At 46.9% G+C, this 6,374-nt stretch carries 5 protein-coding genes and 1 riboswitch; of the genes, 1 reads left to right on the forward strand and 4 read right to left on the reverse strand.

Going from position 1 to position 6,374, the window contains the following annotated elements:
- The first annotated feature begins 118 nt into the window (after positions 1 to 118).
- Positions 119 to 814 (forward strand): hypothetical protein, encoded by a 696-nt coding sequence (locus VN379_RS10675; RefSeq protein ID WP_325533611.1) that lies wholly within the window; start codon positions 119 to 121, stop codon positions 812 to 814.
- Positions 815 to 816: 2 nt separating this feature from the next.
- Here VN379_RS10675 and cytX read toward each other — a convergent pair whose 3' ends face one another.
- From cytX to VN379_RS10695, 4 genes are all read right to left on the reverse strand, one after another.
- Entirely contained in the window at positions 817 to 2,022 is a 1,206-nt protein-coding gene (gene cytX / locus VN379_RS10680; protein WP_325533613.1) for a putative hydroxymethylpyrimidine transporter CytX, read from the reverse strand.
- Positions 2,015 to 2,821 carry a bifunctional hydroxymethylpyrimidine kinase/phosphomethylpyrimidine kinase gene (gene thiD, locus VN379_RS10685; protein WP_325533615.1) on the reverse strand — a complete coding sequence of 269 codons (807 nt, stop codon included), beginning with the start codon at positions 2,819 to 2,821 and terminating at the stop codon, positions 2,015 to 2,017. Before thiD ends, cytX begins: the two co-directional genes overlap by 8 nt.
- 66 nt (positions 2,822 to 2,887) lie before the next feature.
- A riboswitch (TPP riboswitch) is annotated at positions 2,888 to 3,000 on the reverse strand.
- 56 nt (positions 3,001 to 3,056) lie between these two features.
- Entirely contained in the window at positions 3,057 to 4,220 is a 1,164-nt protein-coding gene (locus VN379_RS10690) for an MFS transporter (protein ID WP_325533617.1), read from the reverse strand.
- Between the two features lie 84 nt (positions 4,221 to 4,304).
- Positions 4,305 to 6,305, reverse strand: a complete 2,001-nt coding sequence (locus tag VN379_RS10695; RefSeq protein WP_325533619.1) for a putative bifunctional diguanylate cyclase/phosphodiesterase — start codon at positions 6,303 to 6,305, stop codon at positions 4,305 to 4,307.
- Positions 6,306 to 6,374 lie beyond the last annotated feature (69 nt).

Here is a 6,374-nt window from a genome sequence, read left to right on the forward strand (position 1 = left end):
TTTCTTCTAACAAATATTCATTTGCATTAATAGCGGCATATTTCTTTATTCAAAAACATACGGCATATAGTAAAGTGTTCATTTGCGGATGAGCAGTATAGTAAAGGAGGGGGATACCATGGCGGTTATTACCAACACCTGTAACAATACCTGCAATAGCACTAGTTCCACCACTGACACTGACACCAACACCACTAACAGCACAACAACCAATACAAGCAGCAGTACCAGCACAACCAGCGATAATATTTCGATTATCAACACCTTATTAGCTGACATCAGCGCCGTAATCCCCAACTATTCCTCACTTGTTGCTTCATACCGGCTGCTGGTAGGCGCCGCCGAAGAAATTCAGCGTACCCCGGGCGTACCGTTTGAAATTTACGAACGCGCCGTAATCCGCTATGACCGGACCGGAACCCTGATCGACATGCTCAATGAGCTGTTATGCTGTAAGATAGCTTTCAGCACCGAGCTTTTAAGCATTACGTGCGCCCCCATTGATATAGTAAAACTTGTGACTAACTGCATTTCATCATCAGCCGATGACCAATGCGCCACCGCCGAACAGATCGTTGTGCTTGAAGCCCTCCGGCAAACACTGTTCAACCGCTGCAACAACACCTCCTGCTTTGGTCCACCGCCAGAGGGAATTACACCAGCCCCCCCGAAAGCCAAACCGCCGCAAACGAAACTGCCACCCGGAGATATTCAAAGTGATCTTGAAACAACGCAGGAGCTGGAAACAGAGGTTACCTCTATTTCCAAGACCATCCCGCGACCCAAAAGCCCTTTAACCCGCAAGCATATCTAGCCTTAACCAGCGATCTTGGCTGTCCTGGTAGTCCGCCAGCCTGCCATAAACCGGGCAAATGCCGCATAGATAACACTGGTAATAATCATAACCGGTACTGTCGACCCAATAGCTAAGTCCAAATTAATAAACTGGTAATACATAATAACACCGATTGCCCAAACAAGAACTGCGCCCCAGTTGACCAGCAAACCAGTGTCAACCTGCTGACGGCCTAAGAGGAAGTAGTCGGTCAGGAGTATCGCAAACAACGGGGCAAACACCGATCCAATGGCATATAAGAAGCTTTCATATTGCTCAATGTTAATGACAATCGCCAGTGCGGTTCCCACAAGGGTCATGGCCAGAGCCATTTTACGTTCACTGGCTTTAGGGATAAGGTTGGTACAGGATACCCCGGCAGAATACGCATCAAGAAAGGTTGTTGTCACTGTCGACAATACAACAATCCCCAGTGCCGCCAACCCAAGGTTAGCCGCCAGCATCATGGCTGCCGGATCCGAATCGCCGGTTACAATAGCTGCCCCCAAACCAATCAGGTACATCCAGCAACTGCCGGCAAAGTAGCCGATCCAACTGCCCCAGGCCCCCCCGGCAGTAGTTCGGGAAAAACGGGTATAATCGGCAATCAGGGGCAACCAGGAAAGCGGCATAATGACACTTAATTCCAGCGCCCCGCCAAAAGTCATCTCACCTGCCGGCACTTTGGTGAATAACTCACTATTATTGAATACTACACCGCTAAGAACAACAGTCAGCGCAAATAATAGCACAACAGCTGCTGAGTTAAGCTTTTTCAACCCGTCTTTACCGGCAGCTATCCACAAAAAAATGAGAGCACCGATAACCAGGTTCCACAAGATCAAATGATCAAAAGACCACACCATTTTGGTAATCTGATTGACTGACCGCCCCCCAGCGACAATCATAACGGCAGTCCAGCCAATGAGCTGCATTATATTTAAAATAGCAAACAGATAAGAGCCATAGCTGCCAAAAGAAATTCTCGTTGTCATGATCGCCGGCAGCTTGGTTTGACTACCAATCACGCCCCCCAGTACTAAAATTGTTGTACCTAAAAGATGTCCAAGCACAATGGCCGCTGCCCCTTTAGCAAACCCTAACGGCGCTAAAAGACCACCTGTAATAATTTCAGCAATTGATACTGCTGCGCCAAACCACAATAACATATAGTTCATGCTAGTCATCTAACAGCCCCGCCTTCTTATATAGGCTGTAAAAATGGTGAGTAGGCCCTACACCTTTACCAATGGACAACGAATGTTCAATCGCCACCGTTATATACTCTTTGGCCGCCGTTACCGCAGCTGCCACCGGTAAACCCCGGCCAATGTTGGCGGCAATGGCTGATGACAGCGTGCAGCCTGTACCATGAGTATTTTTTGTTTCAATCCGCCGTGACGGCAAATAAGCAAACCTTTCCCCGTCAAACAAAATATCAGTCGAATCGCCGTTTAGATGACCGCCCTTCATCAGCACAAACCTTGGGCCTAACCTAAAGATCGCCCGTGCTGCGGTTTCCATGTCGGTAAGGGTAGTAATATCCAGCCCGGTAATGACCTCAGCCTCTGGAATGTTAGGGGTCACAATGGCTGCGAGCGGCAATAACTGCTCAACAAGCGTAACCTCGGCTGCCGGATTCAACAGGTGGTACCCACTCTTGGATACCATAACCGGGTCAACGACAATATTTTTAACCCTGTATTCTTTTAGCTTAGCCGCAATCACTTTGATAGTTTCGACTTGAGACACCATACCAATTTTAACGGCAGCCACCTCAATATCATCAAAAATAGCTTCGATCTGTTTGGCAATTACCGCTGGCGTAACATCCTGCACAGCAAATACCCCCTGGGTATTTTGCGCAGTGATCGCTGTAATGACGCTCATACCAAACACCCCATGCGCGGAGAACGTTTTGAGGTCGGCTTGAATGCCGGCACCGCCGCTACAGTCTGAACCAGCAATTGTTAATACATTTTTCATATCCTCACCTCACGATAAAAATAGGCACAAGTATCTCCGTATAGGAATACTTGTGCCTTCAGTACTGATGACAACAGTTAGCTTCCCTACGCTGGTATTATCCAGAATCAGGTTCAAGGGTCAAAGATATCAAAGGATCCTTATCTCAGCTGGCCTATCCAGCCCCCCTAGCCTAAACTTTTAAATTAATTGAATTTTAACATATTTTTCCTTAGAAGGCAAGTTGGAAGAGGTTTTAATTATTTAAAACTTCTTCTCCTTCTTTTACAAACAGTGTCAGAATAAAGCCAATGACCGGCAAAACGGCTAAAATATCAAATACAATTGGCAGTGCCCAGATATCAGCCACCCGCCCTAAAGCAAGAACCCCCATCGAGCCTAAACCGACGCTAAAGCCAAGTGTTAGTCCTGACGCCATCCCTACATTGCGGGGCATCATGCGCTGGGTAAGTACCAAGCAGCCGGCAAAAGCCGCTGAGAGCAAAGCGCTGGCCACAGCCAACAAAGCAAAAACCACAGACCCTGAACTGATATTAAAAAGTGCTAACAGTACACTAATGGGCAGAATTGAATAAAGCATCACCTGCTTGCTGCCATACTTATCACTCAGTACACCGCCAGCCAGCGTCCCGGCTGCCCCGCCTGCCAGAAACGTTGTAAGCAGCCAACTGGCATACACCGGATCGCCATTTAGATGCGATACATAATAAAGCGGAATAAACGCCCCAATACTGGCACTTACAGTAGCTCTAACCAAAGTAACACCCAACAGGGCCATTAACGGCAGCGAGATCATCCCGACAAGATTTCCTAATGCCTGCGCCGGTTTACCGATAGCCGAAGGCAGGCGTGCGGCCAACCGGTATAATGGCCACCCAATGATTAGATAAGGGATAATATATGACCCTAACAGTGCGTCAGAACCAGTAGCTAATAGCAGACCCATGATGAGTGAGCCCCCGGCAAACCCGGCGTTTCCCCCTACCACAAACATGCTAACGCCCTTCCCCTTAGCTTCACCACTTAGACGATTGACCATTTTAGCCCCCTCCGGGTGGAACGCGGCAATCCCCAAACCTGTCAAGGCTGTTGAGAAGACGAGCAGCCAGTAACTTGTCAACAGTAGAGAAGCCAGCATTCCCAGACCGGAAATCAGGCAACCTGCCGCCATCAGCCAAGGTCGCGGGGTACGGTCACTTAAGTAACCGAACACAGGCTGAATTACTGAAGAGGCAAGATTTTGTGTTAAGGCAATAAGACTCACCTGAGTATAACTTAAGCCGAATTTGGCTTTAAAATAAGGTAACGCTACTAATAACGCCCCCTGGGAGAAGTCAGTAACCATGTGGGCAGCCGCCACTAGTAATACTGCTGTAGGTACTGTTTTAAACAAATTCACCCCTCAAAACACTCCTTTATTGCCAGTTATAAATATAGATGTACGACATGATATATTACTACTGCGTTCCGAATGAGAATCTGTTTAGATTGCAGATAATTTATTTAAAAATTCTGCCGGCGGCAGTGGCCGGCTAATCAGATAGCCTTGAATGATATCGCATTTTTCTTGTGCAAGATAAGACAATTGTCGCTCAGTCTCCACGCCTTCAGCCACCACAGTCAGGCCTATTTGATGGGCCAGATCAATAATACTACCGGTAATGGCCGCATCAATACCACCCGCGCCAATGTCATCAACAAAGGCCTTATCCATCTTTAAAACGGTAATAGGCAGTCTTTTTAAATAAGTCAACGATGAATAGCCGCTGCCAAAATCATCTAGCGCAATTCGGACACCCATACGTCTTAACTCGACTAGTTTACGGACATTATCCTCAAAACGTTCCATCAAGACACTCTCCGTAATCTCGATCTCCAGATGTTCCGGAGGCAACCCGGTCTCTGCCAGTACCCCGGCTACCATATCTACAAAATCATCTTGTATCAGTTGAACAACTGATACATTTACTGACGCGCTCAGCCTGGTTTGATTTTTTACAAAAATATCCTGGCTAAATAAACAGGCCGTCTTGAGCACCCATTTGCCAATCCCCACAATCAAACCGGTTTCTTCGGCTAATGGAATAAACTTAATCGGCGGCACCCTGCCACACTCAGGACTTTCCCATCTGAGCAGGGCCTCAAAACTCTCAATCCGGCCGTTACTCACATGATACTGGGGCTGATAATGCAGCCGCAGTTCTTGATTAACAAGAGCCTGCCGCAAACTCTCCTCCATGCGGGTCTTTTCAGCAACAGCCTCATACATTAACTGATCAAAGAATTTATAGGTACGTCTACCGGATTTTTTGGCAGAGTACATTGCCGTATCAGCATTTCTGAGCAACTCATCAACACTTGTGCCATCCTCTGGATATATTGCTATGCCAGCACTTGCCGTTGCATAGAAACGCCGGTTATTTATAGAAAAAGGCTGCTCAAACACCTTCATTAACCTGTCGGCAAACATGATAATATCAGCCTGCGCCTCCCTGCCGTGCAAAAAAACAATCAGCTCATCGCCACCTAATCTGGCCACAACATCGCTTTCTGCCACCAGTGTTAACAACCTGCCACCAATCTCAATCAGCAGCTTATCTCCCCAGGAATGGCCATATGTATCATTAATAACCTTGAAATTATCAATATCAATAAAAACAAGCGCACCTTTACTTCCGTCAAGTACGCTTACGGCTAAGGCCTTACCAACATTTTCAGTTAGCAGCGTCCGGTTCGGCAAACCAGTAAGAGAATCATAATATGCCATTTGCCTGATTCTTTGTTCCTTCAGCTTGCTGTCGGTAATATTGGTAAGTGAGCCGGCAATACGGGTCGCACGGCCTTCATAATCAAATAATGCCTGACCTCGTGCCAGAACCCATTTATATTCACCACAGGCCGCTTGTATCCGGTACTCAGAAGAATAATACGGCGTTTTACCTGTAAGATATTCTTCTAACTTTACCATTGCTTCAGCAGCATCATCCGGATGGAGACGGGCTTGCCATTTTTCCTGTATATTTACCGCCTTGCCGGAATAACCGATAATCTCATGGCAGCGTTCTGACATAATCCCGGTACCGCTAATGAGATCAATATCCCACAACCCATCATTAGAGCCCTCGGCAACAAGCCGGTACATCTCTTCATTTTGCCTGATCTTTTCCTCATTAAGATAGAGCTCATTAAAATTTTGCCGCAATTCCTCTTCCTGGGCAGCGAGCTCTTCATGAACACCGGTCATTGCTTCATTCTGCTGCTGCAATAATCGTTCCGTCTTACGGCGCTGATTGATATTGACCAAAAGATAAATCACTGCTACGACAAGGAAAAAGATGATCGTAATTATCCCAGTAAAAGAAAACGTCTTATGGCTAAGGACACTTTCAGATAACGCCGCATGCGCCAGCCCAGGATGAATTAAGACCAATGTCTGGCAGGCGAAGCTAGCTACCAATATCCGGATTAGCAACTTACAAAACATCGTGCACCCGCTTCCCATAATATCGTGCACTGAAAGTGTCGATATCTCTTTACCTAGATACCATTATAC

This window comes from Sporomusa sp., assembly GCF_035561255.1.
In the GTDB taxonomy this organism is placed as follows: Bacteria; Bacillota; Negativicutes; order Sporomusales; family Sporomusaceae; genus Sporomusa.

Bases quoted from the DNA above. Each gene is read 5' to 3' on its own strand.
- thiD (WP_325533615.1), bottom strand. From the start codon at position 2,821: ATGAAAAATGTATTAACAATTGCTGGTTCAGACTGTAGCGGCGGTGCC.
- VN379_RS10695 (WP_325533619.1), bottom strand. From the start codon at position 6,305: ATGTTTTGTAAGTTGCTAATCCGGATATTGGTAGCTAGCTTCGCCTGC.
- cytX (WP_325533613.1), bottom strand. From the start codon at position 2,022: ATGACTAGCATGAACTATATGTTATTGTGGTTTGGCGCAGCAGTATCA.
- VN379_RS10675 (WP_325533611.1), top strand. From the start codon at position 119: ATGGCGGTTATTACCAACACCTGTAACAATACCTGCAATAGCACTAGT.